The sequence below is a fragment of the Neorhizobium vignae genome (assembly GCF_000732195.1).
In the GTDB taxonomy this organism is placed as follows: Bacteria; Pseudomonadota; Alphaproteobacteria; order Rhizobiales; family Rhizobiaceae; genus Neorhizobium; species Neorhizobium vignae.
The window spans coordinates 1-20079 of sequence record NZ_JNNU01000007.1 but is presented as its reverse complement, the minus strand read 5'-3'; the positions used below and the strand labels follow the sequence as shown (position 1 = coordinate 20079).

The window sequence follows — 20079 nt, the reverse complement described above, 5'->3', positions numbered from 1 at the left end:
GTTATCGGCTGCGGTCAGTTGCGCAGCCGGTAACCCGTCTTGAAGATCCAGCCGAGGATCGACAGGCAGATCACCAGGAAGAGGGAGATCATGCCGAGGCTGACCATCGGGTTGACGTCGGCAATCTCGTAGAAGCTCCAGCGGAAGCCGGAGACGAGATAGAGGACAGGGTTGAAATGGCTGACCGTCTGCCAGAAGGGCGGCAGCATGTTGATCGAATAGAAACTGCCGCCGAGGAAGGTCAAAGGCGGCACGACCAGCATCGGGATGATGTTGAGCTGCTCGAAATTCTTCGCCCAGATGCCGATGATGAAACCGAACATGCTGAAGGTGACCGCCGTCAGCACCAGGAAGAGCACCATCATGAACGGATGGGCGATGCGGATGTCGACGAAGAAGGAGGCGGTTGCGAGGATGATCAGGCCGATGATCAGCCCCTTGGTCGCCGCCGCACCGACATAACCGATAATAATCTCCGTCATGGCGACGGGCGCCGACAGGATCTCGTAGATCGTGCCGGTGAATTTCGGGAAATAGATGCCGATCGAACCGTTGCTGATGCACTGAGTGAGCAGCGTCAGCATGATCAGGCCGGGCGTGATGAACGACCCGTAGGAAACGCCCTCGACCGTCTGGATGCGCGAGCCGATCGCCGTGCCGAAGACGATGAAATAGAGCGAGGTGGTGATGACCGGCGAGATGACGCTCTGCAGGAGCGTCCGGCGCAGCCGGGCCATCTCGAAGACATAGATCGACTTGATCGCTTCGAAATTCATGCGTCTTCTCCCGCTTTTTCCGCAACGAGCGCCACGAAAATATCCTCGAGCGAGCTCTGTCGCGTGGAAAGATCGCGGAAGTGAATGTTCTCTGAGGCGAGCGTCGACAGCAGCGATGCGATCGTGCCCTGCCCTTCCTCGCCCTGGTAGTCGTGGACCAGCGCCGTCCCGTCGTCGGAAAGCGTCAGGTTGTAGGTCTTGAGGCTTTCAGGCATCGCCTTCAGCGGCTCGGACAATTCCAGCCTCAGCTGCTTGCGGCCGAGCTTCTTCATCAGCGCCGCCTTCTCCTCGATCAGCAGCAGCTTGCCGCCGTTGATCACCCCCACCCGGTCGGCGATTTCCTCCGCCTCCTCGATATAGTGGGTGGTGAGGATGATGGTGACGCCGGTCTCGCGCAGCTTCTCGACGACCTGCCACATCTCGCGGCGCAGATTGACGTCAACGCCGGCGGTCGGCTCGTCGAGGAACAGGATTTTCGGCTCATGGGCGAGCGCCTTGGCGATCATCACCCGCCGCTTCATGCCGCCCGAAAGTTCGCGCAGCATGCTGTCCTTCTTGCTCCACAGCGACAGCTCCTTGAGGACGCTCTCGACCAGTGCCGGATTGGGCTTCTTGCCATAGATGCCGCGGGAAAAAGTCACGGTGTTCCAGACCGTCTCGAACATGTCGGTCGTCAGTTCCTGCGGCACCAGGCCGATCAGCGACCGCGTCTGGCGAAAGTCCCTGACGACGTCGCGGCCGCCCACCAGCACCTTGCCGGTCGAGGGATTGACGAGGCCGCAGATGATCGAGATCAGCGTCGTCTTGCCGGCGCCGTTCGGGCCGAGCAGCGCGAGAATCTCGCCTTCCTCGATCTCCAGGTCGACGCCTTTCAGCGCCTGGAACCCGTTCTCGTAGGTCTTGGTAAGCTTATCTATGGAAACGACTGAGGCCATGGGAACGGTCTTCTTAAGGAATCGATTTTCGGGATGCGCCGCGAATATAGGCACGCAAACCGCCGAAACCATCCCTGGTAGAAGAATATTGCTGACCGTTTCAGAGGATAATCGACAGGAAGAACTGGATGGAGATGGCGATCAGGAAGATGCCGAAGCCGATTTCGAGCTGCCGCTTCGACATCACATGCGCCAGCCGCGCACCGATCGGCGCCATGTAGAGCGTTATCGGGATGAGCAGCGCCACAGCCAGCCAGTTGATATAACCGGTCGAGAACGGCGGCAGGCCGGGCTTCCCCCAGCCGCCCCAGACATAACCGGCGAGGCCCGGCAGCGAAATCAGCACACCGACGCCCGAGGAGGTCGCCACTCCCTGGTGGATCGAACGGCCGTAGAGGGTCATGAAAGTGTTGTTGAGGACGCCGCCGCCGATGCCCATCAGGCCGGACAGGATGCCGATGCCGGTACCGACCAGGAACTTGACGGGATTGCCGGGCAGGTCGTCGCCAAGCTTCCAGCTCGCACGATTGAAGATCATTCGGAAGGCAAGCACCAGCGCAATGACCGCGAAGATCAACTGGAGTTCCGCACTGGTCGCCTTGGCAGCGATAACGGTTGCAATCAGCGTGCCGAGCGGCACCGCGACGATCCAGCCCTTGAGCAGATCGGTATCGACCGCGCCGCGCTGCCGGTGCGCCATGTAGGAGCGGATCGAGGTGGGCACGATGATCGCCAGCGAGGTGCCGAGCGCCAGCTGCATGCGCACGTCCTCGGGAACGCCGAGCAGCCCGAAGACATGAAAGAAGATCGGCACCAGGATCGCACCACCGCCGATTCCGAACATGCCTGCGAGAATTCCAGCGATCGCGCCGCCGGCCAGAAGAGCCAGGATGAAGGGCATAAGCGCTGCGATCGACAAATTCCGTCTCCAGGTCCGACATCGGGTCGGAAGAAGGAGATACATCCACTGCCGCTGTCATTTTTCCGTGACGTTCTTACAGCATTGTCCCGACCAGGCAAGCAACGGTCCCGCCCTTTACGCCGCACGTAACCTCACGCGCGACCGTCATGACCAGAGTGTTTCAGTCCTTTTCATTTCCGCTTGCCGCATGTGTACTGTTTTCAAGTATAAGTTCTTGCGTAACCGGAAGCACGGCTCCTCCCCGCGAGCCCCACCTCCACCCTCGCCGGCTCCCTGAGCCGGTTTTCTTTTTTGAAGGGTGGTTCAGGCCAGCCCGGTTCAGGGCTCGGGTGAGACCCGGCGCGCATGGGCTTGGTCAGCACGCCGGGTCTCGTGCCGCAGCAGGGGTAAGCCGGGGGGCGGGCTGCGGCGTCGCCACTCTTGCTTTGCCGCCGCTTATGGTTCCAGTTTGGTTGCCGGATATGGTTTATGGACGATTAATGTCCACAGGTTGGCCGTCACCCCGTGTCTCGGGGTATCGGGTCTGGGCACTTCAGGCCCGGCCCTTGCCGGGAAGCGCATGCCGCCACGCCGTTTCCAGCGCGTTGCGGAGATCCGGCTCTTCGAATTCCGAAAGAACGGCCGTCGTCCAGCCCTGGCGGCCCCAGGCGTTCTCGACCGGCGAGAAGACGTTCGGCAGCATCTCGCATTTGATCTGCTGCTCGTCCGGCGTGAACTTGAAATTCGCGGTCAGGCCGTCGGCCGCCAGCGTCACGTAGATGCGCCTGACCTTGAACGCCGCCCTGTCGAAATGCGGCGCTTCGGAGGTTCCTTCCAGGGAGAGGGCCAGATTGCGGAGCATGTCGGCATCGGCCATCGTCGGACCTCAGTTGCAGTAGCGCTTGCCGCCCCTGCGGGAGCGCAGGTCGAAGTGAAAATGGTTCCAGTGTTCCGCATTGCTGCCGGGACCCAGCACGGTGTTGAAATATTTGCAGCTGTCGTTGCGCACCGCCTTCAGGAGACCGCCTTCGCGCATCGAGAACAGGCCCTTCTTGCGCACGTCGATCTCGTGACCGTCCTTCAGCACGATCTGGCCGATATCGATGGCGTTGCCCTTGGCATGTTCCGACATCGGGTTGTTGCGCTGATTGCTGTTGTTCATCCGGCGGCAGGAATATCCGCCCATCGGCACGATCTTCTGGATGCCGGTGAGATAGCGGTAACGGGCGGAAGGGGCGAGCTCGTTCCGGACCCATTTGGCAAAGGCCAGCGTCGTCTGGCAGTTCAGCGTGACGGCCGGCTTGACGTCGATATTGCCGGACAGGCCGGAGAGTTTCACCGGATAAGGCACCCTGCAGCTCGGGCCTGCGTCGATGGGCGGCCGGTCGTCGAATTCGACGCCGAGGCGCCTCAGTTCCGTGCGGCAGCTCACTTCCGACCGCGGCATGATATCGCGCTGCCAGGGCATGTCGCGCTGGCTCATCGGGCCGCTGTCGCTCATCGGGTTGTTGGGGCGCAGCATCGCCACCTGCTGGCTGCCGGCAGGCGCCCGGCTTGGCGGGATGACGCGCGACCCGTCGCTCCACGTCATATCGTTGTTCGCCAGGTCGCCCTGCAGGCCGGCGCCCTGGCGTTTCGGCGGCACCAGCACCCGGTCGTCGTTCATGGACTGGGGCATCTGCTGCGAGATCGGCTGGCGGCGCGGCTGCAGGGCGCGCGGATTGTCGGTGCCGATGCCGTCGACCACGGGCTGGTCGCCGACACCTTCGGCGATATCGGAATCCTGCTCTTCGGCAAGTCCCGTCACGTCGCTCTCGTCGGGACCGAAACCGAGTTCGGCGTCGATGTTGACGCCCTCTTCCGGAATGCTCATCGGTCCGGCATTGCGGGTCGTGTTGCGGCCTCCGACGGATGCCTGCTGCTGCATGGCCTCGTCGCTGTCGATCATCGGCAGGCGGCCCTGACGGGCGCCGGAGGGCTGCTGCGACATAGGTGAATTCAAGGGTGCATTCTGGGGTGCGGCCTGCACCTGGGCCGGCGCCCGCAGGTAATGGCCGCCGTCACTGGCGCCGGAACCCGGATAGGCCGAATTGGGATAACCGGTGCCGGCGAGGTTCGGCGTGTTCGCGTAGTCGACGCCGCTTGCCTGCGAAACCGGCGCCGGGCTCATCTGATAGGCCTGCTGGGAAACCCGCTCGCCCGGGATGTCGCGCATCGGCTGGATCGCCCCGACCCGGCCATTGTCGATCGGCGCGGGCGGAACGAGATCCCCGGCGGAACAGGCAGCCAGCATTGTCGGGATCATCAGCGAGCCGATCACCCGCCGAGAAAGGGGAGCATACGCCATACCAGTTGCCACTCTTCCGGTGCCGAAATGACACACGCTGAGAGTTTAGGCAAAGTCGGTAAATGAACCTTTGAGAAATCAAGGCCCTTTCGTGACCTTTCGATGCAATTTGCGATCGTTTCAGGACGCTCGCCTCCCCGCCGCCTCCATCCTGGCGATCCATTTCGCGCTATCGAAATTCCCGGCATTGACCGTGCCCACCAAAGTCGCCCGGACCGGCCGGATGCCGACGAAATGCAGGATGCCCACTTTCAGCGCCTTCAGGCTGTGGCTGCCGTAGACGATCCGGTAATACCAAGCGGGCATGCCCATGGTAATCACCACCCGCGCGGACCTGCCGCTCAGAAGACCGCTGCCGAACGGTCCGCGCGAGGTGTCATAGGCAAAGCCCGGCCGCGCCACCTGTTCCAGGAACGCCTTGACCAGCGCCGGCATGGAGCCGAGCCAGAGCGGATAGACAAGGACGAGGTGATCCGCCCGTCTTATCTTTACCTGCGCGTCGAGGATCGGCGGGTTGAGCCTCCCCTGTTGCTGTTCCTTCTGCGAGGTCAGGAACGGCACGCCGATGCGAGCGAGTTCGATGCGCTCGACCGAATGCCCGCCGGCCTCGGCTCCCCTGGCATAGGCGTCGGCCAGCGCATGACAGAGATGCGGCTCGGCGGCGTCCGGATGTCCCTGGATGATCACGATCCTCGTCATCATATTCTCCGTTGAAGGTGCCCCTGCGTTTAGGGACAACGGAGGTCCGCGTATTTGACCCTCGTCAACGCGGCCGACATCAAAAGGCCGCCGGGCTTGTCGCGCCGGCGGCCTTTGTCTCTTGGCGATGATCAGTGCGGATCAGGCGGCGCGGGCGCGCGACACATGACCGGAGGCCGCCCCACGGCCGCCGTCAGCGAGCCTGAAGGCCGAAAGAAGGCCCTGCAGGTGCAGGCTCTGTTCGGCAAGCGTCTGGCTGGCCGCGGTGGTTTCCTCGACCATTGCCGCGTTCTGCTGGGTCATCTGGTCCATATGATTGACGGAGGAATTGATCTCCTGAAGGCCCGTCGCCTGTTCGCGGGCGGCCGTCGCAATCGTGTCCACATGGGCGTTGACCCGCTCGACCAGCGTGGCGATCTCGACCAGCGCGTCGCCGGTGGAGCGCACCAGCGCCACGCCGCCTTCCACCTCGCGGGCGGAATTGCTGATCAGCGTCTTGATCTCCTTTGCGGCATTGGCGGAACGCTGCGCCAGTTCGCGAACTTCCTGCGCCACGACCGCAAAGCCCCTGCCCGCCTCGCCGGCCCGCGCCGCCTCGACGCCGGCATTGAGCGCCAGAAGGTTGGTCTGGAAGGCGATCTCGTCGATCACCGAGATGATCTGGTTGATGCGGCTGGAGCTCTCCTCGATGCGACCCATGGCGTCGATCGCATTGCGGACGATCTCGCCCGAGCGGCCGGCGCTGTCCTTGGTCTCGCTGACCATGGTACGGGCCTCGACCGCCCGTTCCGAGGCGGTGCGGACGGTTGCGGTGATCTCGTCGAGCGCGGCTGCGGTCTCTTCGAGCGCCGCCGCCTGCTGTTCGGTGCGCTTGGAGAGATGGCCCGTCGCTCCGGAAATGTCCGAGGCGCTGTCGCGTACGACAAGGCTCGTCTCGGAAATCGCCGCGATCGCCTGGTGCAGCGAACTGACCGCGGCATTGAAGTCGTGGCGGAGTTTCGCATAGTCCTCGCCGATATCGGCAAGCGCCACGGAAAGATCGCCCCCGGCCAGCGCCTCGAGCGCCCGGCCGAGCTCGCTGATCGCGCGTCCCTGGCGGTCGGCGGCGGCCGTCATCGTGCGCTCGTTCTCGAAACGCTCGCTGGCGATCATGCGGGCCTGTTCCGCTTCGCGTGCCTGCAATTGGGCGCGTTCGTCGACCGAATCGCGCAGCACGGAAAGCGCCCGGGCCATGTCGCCGATCTCGTTCTTCTGTTCGGTGCAGGGCACGGTGACACGAGCCTCGCCCGATGCGATCGACTGCAGAGCCTGCTTGATCTTGCCGATCGGGCCGGTAACCGTCTTGACCACGAAGGTGGCGCCCGCGATCAGCACCAGCGCGCCGATGCCGAACATCGAGGCGAAGTTGATCGCGTCGCGGCGGAACATGGCGTGCAGGTCGTCCACATAGACGCCCGTGCCGACGATCCAGCCCCAGGGCGCGAAACCGGCCACATGCGAATATTTTTCGACCGGCTGCTCGGCGCCCGGCTTCGGCCAGTAGTAATCGACGAAGCCCTTGCCGGCCGGGCTTGCCTTGACGGCGTTGACGAACTCGACGAACAGGAACTTGCCGTTCGGGTCCTTGTCGTTCGACAGGTCCTTGCCGTTCAGCTCCGCCTTGATCGGATGCATGATCATCCGCGGCAGCATGTCGTTGATCCAGAAATAGCCGCTGCCCTCGCCGTAGCGCATCACCGAGATGACGGCCTTGGCCCCGCTCTGGGCCTGCTCGCGGGTCATGGCACCCGAAGCCTCCAGAGCCTGGTATTTCTTGAGCACGGTCAGCGCCACATCGTTCATCTGGGCAAGGCCCGCCTTTCGTTCCCGTTCCGACGAGGCGTAGCTCTGGAACAGACTGAAGGTCATGGCGCCGCCAAGAATGACGAGCGACAGGAGCACGAGACTATAAAGGCGCCAGGAAATGGCGAGACGTTGCATGGGGTCCCCCTTATGTGCAATTCGCCTTAAATTCTAATGGGCGTTGGTTACCAGGTGGTGAAGCTGTCACAAATCGCGGCGAACGCGAGTTAGTGCGGTCTAAATTATTGATGTAGAAGCATTTTTTCTTGGAGTTTCCTTCCTCCTCGCGTCCGGTTAGTCTCGCGGCGGGAGGAGTCGCCCTGGAAACCGCTTCGAAAGAGAGATGACGATGACCGAAAATGCCAAACCGACCGGTGAACTGACGCTCCGCACCCTGGCAATGCCGGCAGATGCCAACGCCGCCGGCGATATTTTCGGCGGCTGGGTGATGGCGCAAATGGACTTGGCGAGCGGCATCCGCGCCGCCGAGCGCGCCCGTGGCCGCGTGGTCACCGCAGCGGTCAAGGAAATGGCGTTCGAACTGCCGGTCAAGATCGGCGACACGCTGAACATCTACACGGAAATCACCCGCGTCGGCCGCTCGTCGATCACGCTCATGGTGGAAGCCTGGGCGCAACGCGCGCGCCACCGGATGATCGAGAAAGTCACCGCGGGCACCTTCATCATGGTGGCCCTCGACGAGGAGGGCCGCCCGGTGCCGGTGCCGGCCGAGGCATAAGCGAGGAACAGCGATGGACGCCGCGACCGCCGCCGAAACCTTCACGCATATCCGCGTGGTCATGGGCATGGTGGTGAGCCTCAGCCTGGCGCGGCTGCTGAACGGCCTCGCCGGCATCGTCCAGCATCCGCGCGCCGCCCGCATCTACCCCGTCCATCTCGGCTGGGTGGCGTTCCTGTTCCTGTTTCTGGTGCATTTCTGGTGGTGGGAATACCGGCTGCACGCCCTGCCGGTCATCGGTTTTGCGGCCTATCTCTTCCTGATCGCCTTCTGCGCGCTGTTCTTCTTCCTCTGCGCCCTGCTCTTTCCGACCTCGATGCAGGATTACGACAGCTACGAACATTATTTCCTGTCGCGCCGGAAATGGTTCTTCGGTTTCCTCGCCGGCCTGCTCGTCACCGACATCGTCGATACGGCGCTGAAGGGCGAGGAATACTTTGCCTCGCTCGGCTGGGAATATCCGGTGCGCACCGCGATCTATGTCGTCCTGAGCCTGATCGCCGCGACGACCACCAACCGGCGCTATCACGCCGGTTTCGTCATCTTCGCGCTGGCCTACCAGCTTTATTGGATCTTTCGCGTCTACGACATCCTGACATAGCGCAACCCCGCCCGATCATCCCCTCAGATAGGCCGAGGACGTATCGAAACTCAGGCCGGGAAAGACCTTTGCGGTAAGAGTGTCGGGCTCGATGCCGAACTGACGGTAGAGCATGGCGGCGGCCACTTCGCGCACGTCGCCTGTCGGCATCAGGTCGCGGCGGTCGAGCAGCTTGTCTTCGGAAAGGCCCGGCCATTTGCCCAGGACCTTGCCGCCAGGGATCGCTCCGCCGGCGAGCACCGCAAGTCCGCCGGTTCCGTGGTCGGTGCCGTTGGTGCCGTTCTCGCGCGCCGTGCGGCCGAATTCGGTCATCGCCAGAACGGCGGTCTTTTTCCAGGCGTCTTCGCCGAGTGCCGCCTTCAGCGTGAGGATCGCGGTCGAAAGATCGCCGACGGCTTTCCTGAACTGCCCCTGCTGGCCCACATGGGTGTCCCAGCCGTTGATCGAGAAGCTGGCGATCCGGTAGTCCTCGCGCAGCATGCCGCCGGCAAGCCGCGCCATGTCGGCAATGCCCGCGCCACGCTTGCCGTCGGCGTAAAGGGAGTCCGCCGATATATCGGTCTTCTTCGCCTCCTCCATGGCCTTCGCGAAAGCCGGGTCGCCGGCATAGAGGCGGTCGAGAAAGGCGATCTCGTCTTCGGCCAGCGCGAAATTGCTCTGGGACGACCAGGAATCCGCCTCGTTGGGACCACTGAGGATCAGTTCCATCGAGGTGTTGATGTCGATCGCCTTGCGGGCGTTCGAGCGCGGGATGACCGCGAGCGTGCGGTTGAGCCAGCCGGTGCGTTCGCCCTTGCCGTTGCCGCCGGTCTCCAGCATGTCCTGGCCATCGAAATGGCTGCGCTGGTCCCGATAGGGCGTCGAGACCGCGTGCACGAACGAGAGCTCGCCCGCCTGCCACAACGGCATCAGCGCGGAGGCGGCCGGATTGAGCCCGAAGAAACCGTCGAGATCGATGAGGCCGGTATCGGGCCTCAAGCCCAGCTTCGGCCTCAGCGCCGCATAGGCCGGATCGCCGTAGGGCTGGACGAAATCGAGCCCGTCCATGGCGCCGCGCAGGATGATCGTCACGAACCGGTTGTCGCCAGGCATCGCGGCAAAACTGACCGGCGTCAGGATGGAGGCCCCCGCCGCGCAGCAGGCGCCGGCCAGAAACCCGCGGCGAGACAAAGGAAAGCCGTGTTGAAAGCTCATTTCCTATCTCCTGTTGAATTCAGGGGACGCCAGCACCATCGTGATGCCGTGAACCTTGTTGGGCGCCTGGGCGATAATCCTGCTGGTCTCCGGATGGGCAGCATCGGCAAGTGCTGCCTGAAGGAAGACGGAAGGCTCCATCTTCTGCCCGAAGATGCGTGCGACCATTCGCGACCACGAAATCCGCTCGCTCAGCTGGCTCGGGGTCAGCCATACGCTCGTTTCGTCCGCGAAACCCGCGGGGCTCGGCGGCTGCCAGATCGGCTGGCCCATGCGCTGCAGGGCGCCGAGCGTCAGAGCATTGGCCCGCCCCGCCTTCTTCTTGGTGTCTTCCCTCGCCGCCATGCCGGTCAGGTCCATGGCCTTCTGGACCGGGCTCTCGTCTTCGTCGCCGTCGTCCATGTCGCGCAGCAGATTGCCGAAATTCCTCTCCGGCAGATCGAGCGCGCGGAAACCGGAGACCACGAATTCGAACGGCTGCTTGATCTTCCGGCCGGGATCCGACCAGGCACGCGGATGTGCGAGCATGGCACGATAAACCTCGGTAAGATCGCCGCGGCTCTTCGTCCAGGCGGCGACCATCGCCGCGACCATCTCCTCGGGCGCGTCGTCGGCGATGAAATGGCGGACGAGCTTGCCGCAGATATGCTGCGCGGTCTTCGGGTTGGCGGCCAGATCTTCGAGCATCAGCACATGATCCTGACCGTCGCCCTCGTCGTCCCGATAGGTCCGCCCGAGCAGATTGACAGGTCCCGCCTCGGCGAACCGCGGCTGATAGACGACCTGCATGGCGCGATTGTCGACGGAAAGTCCCGTCAGGATCAGCGCCGCGGCACGCACGTCCTGCTGGGTATAGCCGCTGCCGGCGCCCAGGGTGTGGAGTTCGAGCAGCTCGCGACCGAGGTTTTCATTGAGCCCGCGGCCGTTCTTGCGGGCGGCAACGGAGTCGGGCCCGACGCTCTGGTCCTGGTCGAGATAGATCAGCATGGCGGGATGCAGGATGGCGGCGGACAGCAGCTTGGTGAAGGAACCGCCGAGATTGGGGCGGATCGCCTGCGCTTCGTAGAGCGGCACGATCATCCGCATCGGCAGCGACTTCATCACGCTGGTCGAGAAATGGTCGACCCAGAAACTCGCAAGGCGCTCATAGAAGCCAAGCGGCGAATGGATCGCTTGGGCAAGCCGCGCCATTGCATCCTGCCGGTAGATGCGCCGCGCCTCGCTCTGGGTCGCCTTGCGGACGTCTTCGTTCGGATTGCCGGCCTTGCGGGCTTTCGCCTCGGCGGCGAGGAGCGAAACGACGCGGGTTGCCGTGTCTAGCCGGCCGGCTATACCCTCGCGCGGAAAACGGGGCTTTTCGGAAGCCCCTTCCTCGATCTGTCCCAGCAGCGCCTCGACATCACGGGGCGGCTCTTCGCCGGGACGAAGACCATAACCGTACCGGATGGCGGCCAGGGTCGGGGTGGGAAGAGCCATTGAATCACTCCTCGTTGGACCCCCTTAGAGTCCCGAAAAATGTGGTGGAAACCAACAGGAATTGCGGCCATTTCGTGACATGGACAATTTGTAATTCATGACGGCCCGGGAAGTTCCAGCGACGCGCGAAAAATCGGATTTCCTGCAGGATCTGACCCCGGCCTTGGAACAACTCGAAGGCATTCGCTCAATATCGAGGCGCAGACAGCGGACGATTACCTATTCATTTAGGATAAAACGGTCGGCCTCACGAAGATCTCCCGAAAGCAAGACTTTCTTATCGCCGCCGTTCGATAGTGTCGGCGTTGATCAGGAACTCCAGCCCAAGCAGATCGATGGAAGCCGAACTCAGAACAGCTCAAATCGACCCGGCCCTCGCACTGGACGTGAAGCGAGCACAGGCTTCGACCATGCTCGAACGCCTGACCTCGACGCTCGCCACCAATGCCGCGATATCCGCTTCGGCGCTTTTCGTCACCACGATCGACCGTGGCCTGACCGTTTCGGCCGGCCTCTGGTTCACGGCGGTGATCGCAAGCCTGGTCCTGCGCGTCGTCCTGGCCTCGATCCTGACGCGTTGGGAAACCGTCGAACACGCTCCGCAACAGGCACTGAATGTGCTGACCTTCGGAGCGCTCGTCAGCGGCCTCGCCTGGGCGGCTCTTCCGCTGACCGTGCCCGATTTCCATGCGCTGGGCGGAGATAGCGGCCTCTATCTGATCATGTGCGGCATGGCGACCGGCGCGGTCCTCATGGGCGTCGGACACAACCCGGTTTCCCTCGCCTTCGCGATACCGCCCAACATCTCGGTGATGGTGTCGCTTGCCGTCAGCGGCGGCGCCGGCGGCTGGCTGCTCACCATCGACGTCGTGGCGCTGACGCTGGTGCTGATCCGCAGCAGCCGCACCAGCGAGGCGACCTTCGTCGGCAACGTGCTCGGCAAACTGAAGGCGACGGCGCTTGCCGATTCCCTCTCCTGCGCCAATTCGGATATCCTGCGCGCCAACTACCGGCTGGAAGTGCTGGCCAATTGCGATCCGCTGACCGGGCTCGCAAACCGGGCCGCCTTCAATACCGCCCTCGATGCGGGGATTTCCGCCGCCCGCGCCGCGGAGGAGCAACTGGCCCTCCTCATCCTCGATCTCGACCGTTTCAAGACGGTCAACGATACGCTCGGTCACAGCGCCGGCGACGCCCTTCTCGTCGAGGTCAGCGACCGGTTGCGCTTGGCGGTCGACGGCAGGGGCACCATCGCCCGGCTCGGCGGCGACGAGTTCGCGATCATTCTCGGCGGCGCCGATGCGGGGCACCTCGCTCGCGAGCTGGCGGCACGCATCCTCGATCGCAGCCGGCAGTCGGTCATGCTCGAGGGCCAGCCGACCGTGGTCGGCACCTCGATCGGACTTGCGTTTTTTCCGCAGCATGCGGATACGGCCGAAGACCTGTTCATCAGCGCCGACATGGCGCTCTATCGGGCCAAGGACGGCGGCCGGCGCCAGTGGCGCGAATTCGAGCCCGCCTTCCGCTCAAAGGCCGACCGCCAGAACCAGATCGAGCACGAACTTGCCGACGCGCTGGATGCCGGTGACGTCGAAGCCTGGTTCCAGCCGCAGGTCGACCTCGCCTCCCAGGAGATCACCGGCTTCGAGGCGCTGGTGCGCTGGCACCATCCCTATCTCGGGCCGATCGCGCCGCCGGAAATCGTCGCCGCCGCCCAGGCGGCCAATCTCGCCGACCGGCTGACCGCGACCATTGCCGAGGCCGCGTGCGGCCTGCTGAGCCGCCTGCCCGCGCTCGGCCTGCCGCGGGCGACCGTCGCGATCAACGTCTCGCCGCGCGAGTTCGACCTCTATTCGGTCACCGACGTGCTCGACCGCATCACCACCGCCCATCGCATCGATCCGGCGCTGTTCGAGATCGAGATCACCGAGGAGGCGATCCTCGATACGCTGGTCGCCGGCGAGCAGCTGAAGCGCATCGAACGGTCCGGCTACAAGCTCGCCGTCGACGATTTCGGCGCCGGACATTCCTCGCTCGCCTATCTCGTGGCGCTCAAGGTCGACCGGCTGAAGCTCGACCGGCGCTTCATCACGGGCGTGCATCTCAGCCGCCAGAACCAGGAAATCGTCGGCGCCATCGTCGGGCTCGGCCGGGCGCTGTCGATGGAAGTGGTGGTCGAAGGCGTCGAGAGCGAGGAAGAGGCCAAGGCGCTCGAAGCGCTCGGCTGCGAATTCGCCCAGGGCTATTTCTTCGGCCGCCCGATGCCGGCCGAACGCATCCCCGGCTGGATCGAATGCCGCCGCGCCGCCACCCAGCGCCAGGTGGCGTAAACCTTCCACCTCCTCCGTGCCCCCAAAATCCGTTTCCCTTTTGTACTCGTTTTGTGACCTGCCCCTCTTCACTTTCGCGATGAGTCTCTCCATATTCGCGGCATGGCCAGATCACCGAAAAAATCGCCCGCCTCGAACCCGGACAATCACAACGGTTTCGAGGAAGCCCCGCAATCGTCGTTCGAGGGCGCGCCTCTGCAAGGCAGCGTCTCCGACTGGGTGAAGCAGCTGGAAGCCGAGGCGGAGGCCTCCGGCGTCGAGACGCAGCGCGAGATCGCTTCGAAGGCCGGCAAGCACCGCAAGAGAATAGAGATCGCCGCGCGCGAGGAAGCCATCAAGGCCGCCAAGACGGCCCCGACCACGGCCAAGAACACCACTGCCTCGAAGACCGCCCGCGGGGTGTCGATCGGCGCCTCGTCGGATCCCAAGACGCGCGCCCGCGCCGGCCTCAACCCGGTCGCCGGCATGGATACGTCGCTGGAGGATGCCGAGAACCTCGCCGCCGGCGCGGTCACCGCAACGGTCGAAGCCCTGTCGGCGCTGATCGAGAGCGGCAATCCGCTGTTCAAGGACGGCAAGCTGTGGACGCCGCACCGCCCGGCCCGGCCGGAAAAGTCCGAGGGCGGCGTGACCATCCGCATGGCGTCCGACTACGAGCCCGCCGGCGACCAGCCGACCGCCATCCGCGACCTCGTCGAGGGCATCAATTCCGGCGAGCGTTCCCAGGTCCTGCTCGGCGTTACCGGCTCCGGCAAAACCTTCACCATGGCCAAGGTGATCGAGGCGACGCAGCGCCCGGCCGTGATCCTCGCCCCCAACAAGACGCTGGCGGCGCAGCTCTATTCCGAGTTCAAGAACTTCTTCCCGGACAACGCGGTCGAATATTTCGTCTCCTATTACGACTATTACCAGCCGGAAGCCTATGTGCCGCGCTCCGACACGTTCATCGAGAAGGAATCCTCGATCAACGAGCAGATCGACCGGATGCGCCACTCCGCCACCCGCTCGCTCTTGGAGCGCGACGACTGCATCATCGTCGCCTCGGTCTCCTGCATCTACGGTATCGGCTCGGTCGAGACCTATACGGCGATGACCTTCCAGATGTCGGTCGGCGACCGATTGGATCAACGTCAATTGTTGGCAGACTTGGTGGCCCAGCAATACAAGCGCCAGGACCTGAATTTCGTGCGCGGCTCGTTTCGCGTCCGCGGCGACACGATCGAGATCTTCCCGGCCCACCTTGAGGATGCCGCCTGGCGCATCTCGATGTTCGGCGACGAGATCGATGCGATCACCGAATTCGATCCGCTGACCGGCCACAAGGTCGGCGACCTGAAATCGGTAAAAATCTACGCCAACTCGCATTACGTCACCCCGCGCCCGACGCTGAACGGCGCCATCAAGGCGATCAAGGAAGAGCTGAAGCTGCGGCTCGCCGAGCTCGAAAAGGGCGGCCGCCTGCTCGAAGCCCAGCGGCTGGAGCAGCGCACCCGCTACGATATCGAGATGCTGGAGGCGACCGGCTCCTGCGCCGGCATCGAGAACTATTCGCGTTACCTGACCGGCCGCAATCCCGGCGAGCCGCCGCCGACCCTGTTCGAATACATCCCCGACAACGCGCTCCTCTTCATCGACGAAAGCCATGTCTCGGTCAGCCAGATCGGCGGCATGTACCGGGGCGACTTCCGACGAAAAGCGACGCTCGCCGAATACGGTTTCCGCCTGCCCTCCTGCATGGACAACCGGCCGCTGCGCTTCGAGGAATGGGATGCGATGCGCCCCCTCACCGTCGCCGTCTCGGCCACCCCCGGCAACTGGGAGATGGAACAGTCCGGCGGCGTCTTCGCCGAACAGGTGATCCGCCCGACCGGCCTGATCGACCCGCCGGTGGAAGTCCGTTCCGCCCGCTCCCAGGTCGACGACGTGCTCGGCGAAATCCGCGAGACCGCCGCCAAGGGGTACCGCACGCTCTGCACCGTGCTCACCAAGCGCATGGCCGAGGACCTCACCGAATACCTGCACGAACAGGGCGTGCGCGTGCGCTACATGCACTCGGACATCGACACGCTGGAGCGCATCGAGATCATCCGCGACCTCAGGCTGGGCGCCTTCGACGTGCTGGTCGGCATCAACCTTCTGCGCGAAGGCCTCGACATTCCCGAATGCGCCTTCGTCGCCATCCTCGACGCCGACAAGGAAGGCTTTTTGCGCTCGGAGACGTCGCTGATCCAGACCATCGGGCGTGCGGCGAGAAACGTCGACGGCAAGGTCATCCTCTATGCCGACAAGATCACCGGCTCGATGCAGCGCGCCATGGACGAAACCGCCCGCCGCCGCGAAAAGCAGATGGAATACAACACCGCCAACGGCATCACGCCGGAATCGGTGAAGGCCAGGATCTCCGACATCCTCGACTCGGTCTACGAGCGCGACCACGTCCGCGCCGACATTTCCGGCGTCTCCGGCAAGGGTTTTGCGGATGGCGGCCACCTGGTCGGCAACAATCTGCAGGCCCATCTCAACGCGCTCGAAAAATCGATGCGCGACGCCGCCGCCGACCTCGACTTCGAAAAGGCCGCCCGCCTGCGCGACGAAATCAAGCGCCTCAAGGCCGCCGAACTCGCCGTCATGGACGACCCGATCGCCCGCGACGAGGCCCGCGCCATCGAAGGCGGTGGCGGCAAGGGTGGAAACGGCAAAGGCGGAGCCAAAGCCCGCCGCGAGTCTCCTTCTACCCAGCGGGGAGAAGGTGCCCGCAGGGCGGATGAGGGGGAAGCCACACCCTCGACCTCCCTCTTCGCCAAACCCGGCCTCGACGACATGGGCCCGGGCACCGACACCGCGACGCCGCTCTTCCGTAAGCCGGACCTTTCCGACATGGGCCGCGACATAGACCCCGTCAAGCCATCGCTGTTCCGCAAGAACGACCTCGACGAAATGACCGTCGGCCGCACCGAAAAGCCGGTCATCGGCAAGATTCCACCGAAGCCGGCGCCATCATCCTCAACCTCTCCGTCGTCATCCGCGGACCCGACCCGAGGATCCACCGACGACCCCCGCCCTCTCGTGCGCGGCAAGATTGGCGCGGGGAGTTATGAGGATGGCGGGGAGCAGAAACGGAAAAGCCGGACGAAGGGGAAAACCGGGCGGCCGGGGCGGTAGGCGCAGGTGGCGGCGCTCCTGCCTCTATGAGTGCAGGATATCGCGGGAGAGGCGCCCTCGGTCTAACCGCTCGTCGATATGCTGCACCTGTTCGGAAACGACGTTATTGACTACTACATGCAACAGTAGCGACGGTCCCACCGCCGATAAGATTTAAGCAAATTTGAAGACGCTTATCGCGACTTTATCAATCCCTTACTTTTAAGAGACTCTTTAATCTGAACGTAGCGCTTTTCGGAATTCGCGGAGTAAGGTACAGCCGCTCCTTTCGATACTTTCAATTCTGCCCTTTGAATACGAGCATTATTGATCGGCAACAGGAAATTTAGCTGTTTTTCGGTTTTAGCCACTACATCCCCTCCTTCTCCAAGACCGGAGCCAACACAAGCTGCTCACGACTTACTAGCGAATCGAGTGGCGGTGATGCCAAAGGTTTCGCTTGTTTTGGTGTACCATTTTTTACCTTACCCGATTCTTTACGCTCAAGCTTGGCTCCAAATACGCGAGAAAAACTAGAAGGCGATACACCCTCATATTGAAGGAAGGCAACCTTTCCAGCTTCGCTTGGGTTGGTAGTTATAGCATCAGAGTGAAGGGTCAATGCCAAACTTTTCGGATACGGTTCGATATAGACAACCGTCTCGATTCCGCTCGCTACAATATGGCGAGCGCAACTGTGACAGGGAAAGGTTGTGGTAAATAATTTCGCGCCGACAATTCCGTTTTTTCCTTGGCGAGCGACTGAAATAATCGCCTCCATTTCCGCATGTACGGCACGCGAAAATTCAATCAGGTTCTTTACATCGGTCTTTCGAAGTCCAGTCCGCAAATCCTCGCGGCTAATTACATTACCGACCTTTGCCCCAATCTGATCCAGCAATCGCTCCTTATGATGGTCATTCCAACACTGGCAGGCTTTCCATTTATAGCAGCGGTTATCTCCTGATCCATCGTCTACGTTATAAGTTCCCCCGCCGTATTTCGGAACATCGTTTGCGCCTTGCCCAATTATCTCTCCCGCTTTCGAAACAATAACCGCACCAACTTGTCTCGAAAGGCATGCTGAATTCAGAGAAACCCCAGAAGCTGCCTGCATTGCATACTCATCACGAGTAGGCGTCTGAACACTAATTCCAAATACTAGATTTAATAGACGGTCTACCGATCTTCCTATTCCATCTGTATTATCACCATCATTTCGAAAAAATACATCAGCGTAGTTCATCGTCTTCCGAACAGACTGCCCGAAGTCCAGCCCTTCGTCGTAGTCGGCGTCCTTTATTTTTGTCAGATATGTAGAGTTTGAAATATTGCTCTCTAGGCGCGAAATTCGCTTCTCCTCGGGCGAAAATACGCCAACTAGCCAAAACAAATCTCCATAAACCTTACGCAGAACGGCCACTTCCTCTGGATTTTTTAGCGAGTCAATTATCGTACAAAATCGCCTATCTTCACCGTTCGCCGTGTCCTTCCTCGAACTATTTATTTTGTCGATACTCAAAATCGCAAGCACATCGTTTGAATGGCGGCCCCTAAGCTTGTTTCCAAGGCTTTGAAGGCGCTCGACGCGTTCAGGGTCGTTATCTTCGACTTTTTCCTCACCAAAGCTCTCGGCGCGATCGTTTATTAACGAGCTAATCTTGATGACATTAGTTTCATATCCAAAATTTTCTTCTATCCGGGATTTAATTATATCAGCTACGGTCGATGCCCCGGATCCGATGGGAGCGACCATTGCGAATACAAGTTCTTGCGTTCGGCGCTTTTCGAGGCTTACGAATTCGTCGTTCGGGATATCAATTGGAACATCAGCGACATTTTCTACGGATTTACTTTTGCGAGTTGCAATCGCCATGTTTCAACCTACCTGGAATCGATTTTCACTAGTTTGACGCGAACATGATATTTACGCAATCTTTAACCTGAACTGCATCAAGGACGCCGCTAGGGTCATTATCCAAACCCAAATGTGTTTCATCCAAGCCGACAGAAACGTTTTGTCGGCAAGTTGGAGAAATTAGAACCCTCTTGCTGACGAGAATACACTGGGAAGGCGGACCCACGCCGGCTGAAAAACGAATCCTCATTCAGGGTTAGTGGCAGATGATCCTTATTTAGCGACAGGGAGAGCTGTGGTTGGCTTTAGCTATCTCCCAAATCTCCACCCCACTATCCTTCCACCCCTCCCTCGCCTAAACATCTCCTCACATCCAAACGGAGACGACTCACCCATGCGCATGCCGGCCATCGTCTTCGGACTGCTGTTTTCCCTGCTGGCCGCGGCCGGCGCCGAGGCGCGGGTCTACAAGTCGCCGCAGGCGCTGATCAAATCGCTCTATGCCGACACGATCGACCCGGCCCAGGACGAAGCGCCCTCGCCCTATTCCGCCTATTTTTCCGACGCGCTCAACGAGAGCCTGACGGCGAATGGCGAGGCGGTGGATTTCGATCCGATCCTTGCCGGACAGGATGGCGTCGCCAGCAATATCCAGCTTTCCCCGCCGATCGTTTTCGGCGACACGGCGGAACTGGAAGTGTCCTTCCGCAACGGCAAGCGCTCGGCGACGCTCTTCTACACGCTGGTGCGCGAGAATGGCGGCTGGAAGGTGGACGACATCGCCGACCAGTCCGGCGACGAGCCCTGGAGCCTTCGGGACCTGCTGGGGCAGTAGGGGCGGGTTTTTACGCGGGGGGCGCCCCGCTCTCTCCTCCGTCATCCTCGCCCTCGGGTTAAACCCGAGGGTGACCCGAGGATCCAGCGGCGCCGCGTCGGCGGCGCGGAGACTCTCCCGGACACGACGCCTGATAAAAGGGGTGTCGCCGCGCAGACGCACGGCGACTGGATCCTCGGGTCAAGCCCGAGGATGACGGAGAGGCGGCGGATGACGGAGGAGAGGGTACAACATCCAAGGTCGTCATCTGACATCCAAGGTCGTCATCCTCGGGCTTGACCCGAGGATCCATGCCCCAAGCGCCGGCCTATCCGGGCATATTCGACACCTCCCCGTCAGCCGCATCAAACACTTAGCTCCCCTCTCATCCCCGCCCTCCAAACCCGTGCCTACAATCTCCCCGTT

The 20079-nt window shown here is 62.2% G+C and carries 15 protein-coding genes; 5 read left to right on the top strand and 10 right to left on the bottom strand.

Translation table 11 applies throughout. The annotated features are described in order from the left end of the window. Nucleotides 1-14: 14 nt before the first annotated feature. The 7 genes from GQ59_RS13135 to GQ59_RS13105 form a co-directional block, all read right to left on the bottom strand. On the bottom strand, nt 15-776 hold the full coding sequence (locus tag GQ59_RS13135; RefSeq protein ID WP_037081883.1) for an ABC transporter permease: 762 nt from the start codon (nt 774-776) through the stop codon (nt 15-17). Continuing rightward, nucleotides 773-1711 carry an ABC transporter ATP-binding protein gene (locus GQ59_RS13130; RefSeq protein WP_037081882.1) on the bottom strand — a complete coding sequence of 313 codons (939 nt, stop codon included), beginning with the start codon at nt 1709-1711 and terminating at the stop codon, nt 773-775. The genes GQ59_RS13135 and GQ59_RS13130 overlap by 4 nt, the downstream gene beginning before the upstream one ends. A 100-nt stretch (nt 1712-1811) precedes the next feature. Continuing rightward, nucleotides 1812-2612 carry a sulfite exporter TauE/SafE family protein gene (locus GQ59_RS13125; RefSeq protein ID WP_037082399.1) on the bottom strand — a complete coding sequence of 267 codons (801 nt, stop codon included), beginning with the start codon at nt 2610-2612 and terminating at the stop codon, nt 1812-1814. Nucleotides 2613-3165: 553 nt separating this feature from the next. After that, complete coding sequence (locus GQ59_RS13120) at nt 3166-3489, bottom strand: MmcQ/YjbR family DNA-binding protein (protein WP_037081880.1); 324 nt, start codon at nt 3487-3489, stop codon at nt 3166-3168. A 9-nt stretch (nt 3490-3498) separates the two neighbouring features. Then, the gene (locus tag GQ59_RS13115; protein WP_037081878.1) at nt 3499-4959 is read right to left on the bottom strand and encodes an extensin-like domain-containing protein; all 1461 of its coding nucleotides are present in this window, start codon (nt 4957-4959) and stop codon (nt 3499-3501) included. Between the two features lie 120 nt (nt 4960-5079). After that, the gene (locus tag GQ59_RS13110; RefSeq protein ID WP_051903933.1) at nt 5080-5658 is read right to left on the bottom strand and encodes an NAD(P)H-dependent oxidoreductase; all 579 of its coding nucleotides are present in this window, start codon (nt 5656-5658) and stop codon (nt 5080-5082) included. Between the two features lie 141 nt (nt 5659-5799). Beyond that, entirely contained in the window at nt 5800-7638 is a 1839-nt protein-coding gene (locus GQ59_RS13105; RefSeq protein ID WP_037081874.1) for a methyl-accepting chemotaxis protein, read from the bottom strand. A 211-nt stretch (nt 7639-7849) separates the two neighbouring features. Between GQ59_RS13105 and GQ59_RS13100 the strand changes: the two genes are divergently transcribed. Together GQ59_RS13100 and GQ59_RS13095 are read left to right on the top strand one after the other, a co-directional pair. Continuing rightward, entirely contained in the window at nt 7850-8239 is a 390-nt protein-coding gene (locus GQ59_RS13100) for an acyl-CoA thioesterase (protein ID WP_037082398.1), read from the top strand. Nucleotides 8240-8252: 13 nt separating this feature from the next. Then, the gene (locus tag GQ59_RS13095; RefSeq protein ID WP_037081873.1) at nt 8253-8840 is read left to right on the top strand and encodes a membrane protein; all 588 of its coding nucleotides are present in this window, start codon (nt 8253-8255) and stop codon (nt 8838-8840) included. Nucleotides 8841-8855: 15 nt separating this feature from the next. Here the strand turns inward: GQ59_RS13095 and GQ59_RS13090 are convergent, their stop codons facing one another. Continuing rightward, nucleotides 8856-10034 (bottom strand): DUF1501 domain-containing protein, encoded by a 1179-nt coding sequence (locus tag GQ59_RS13090; RefSeq protein ID WP_037081871.1) that lies wholly within the window; start codon nt 10032-10034, stop codon nt 8856-8858. Nucleotides 10035-10037: 3 nt separating this feature from the next. Next, the gene (locus GQ59_RS13085) at nt 10038-11510 is read right to left on the bottom strand and encodes a DUF1800 domain-containing protein (protein ID WP_037081870.1); all 1473 of its coding nucleotides are present in this window, start codon (nt 11508-11510) and stop codon (nt 10038-10040) included. 335 nt (nt 11511-11845) lie between these two features. On the opposite strand from GQ59_RS13085, the gene GQ59_RS13080 reads away from it, so the two are divergent. Both GQ59_RS13080 and uvrB read left to right on the top strand, forming a co-directional pair. After that, nucleotides 11846-13840, top strand: a complete 1995-nt coding sequence (locus GQ59_RS13080) for a putative bifunctional diguanylate cyclase/phosphodiesterase (protein WP_051903932.1) — start codon at nt 11846-11848, stop codon at nt 13838-13840. Between the two features lie 102 nt (nt 13841-13942). Beyond that, nucleotides 13943-17002, top strand: coding sequence for an excinuclease ABC subunit UvrB (uvrB, locus tag GQ59_RS13075; RefSeq protein ID WP_037081869.1), 3060 nt, complete (start codon nt 13943-13945; stop codon nt 17000-17002). Nucleotides 17003-17351: 349 nt separating this feature from the next. On the opposite strand, the gene GQ59_RS31075 is transcribed toward uvrB, so the two are convergent. Further along, nucleotides 17352-18857 (bottom strand): anti-phage dCTP deaminase, encoded by a 1506-nt coding sequence (locus GQ59_RS31075; protein WP_037082396.1) that lies wholly within the window; start codon nt 18855-18857, stop codon nt 17352-17354. Between the two features lie 376 nt (nt 18858-19233). Between GQ59_RS31075 and GQ59_RS13065 the strand changes: the two genes are divergently transcribed. Beyond that, nucleotides 19234-19674 carry a DUF3828 domain-containing protein gene (locus GQ59_RS13065; protein WP_037081868.1) on the top strand — a complete coding sequence of 147 codons (441 nt, stop codon included), beginning with the start codon at nt 19234-19236 and terminating at the stop codon, nt 19672-19674. Nucleotides 19675-20079 lie beyond the last annotated feature (405 nt).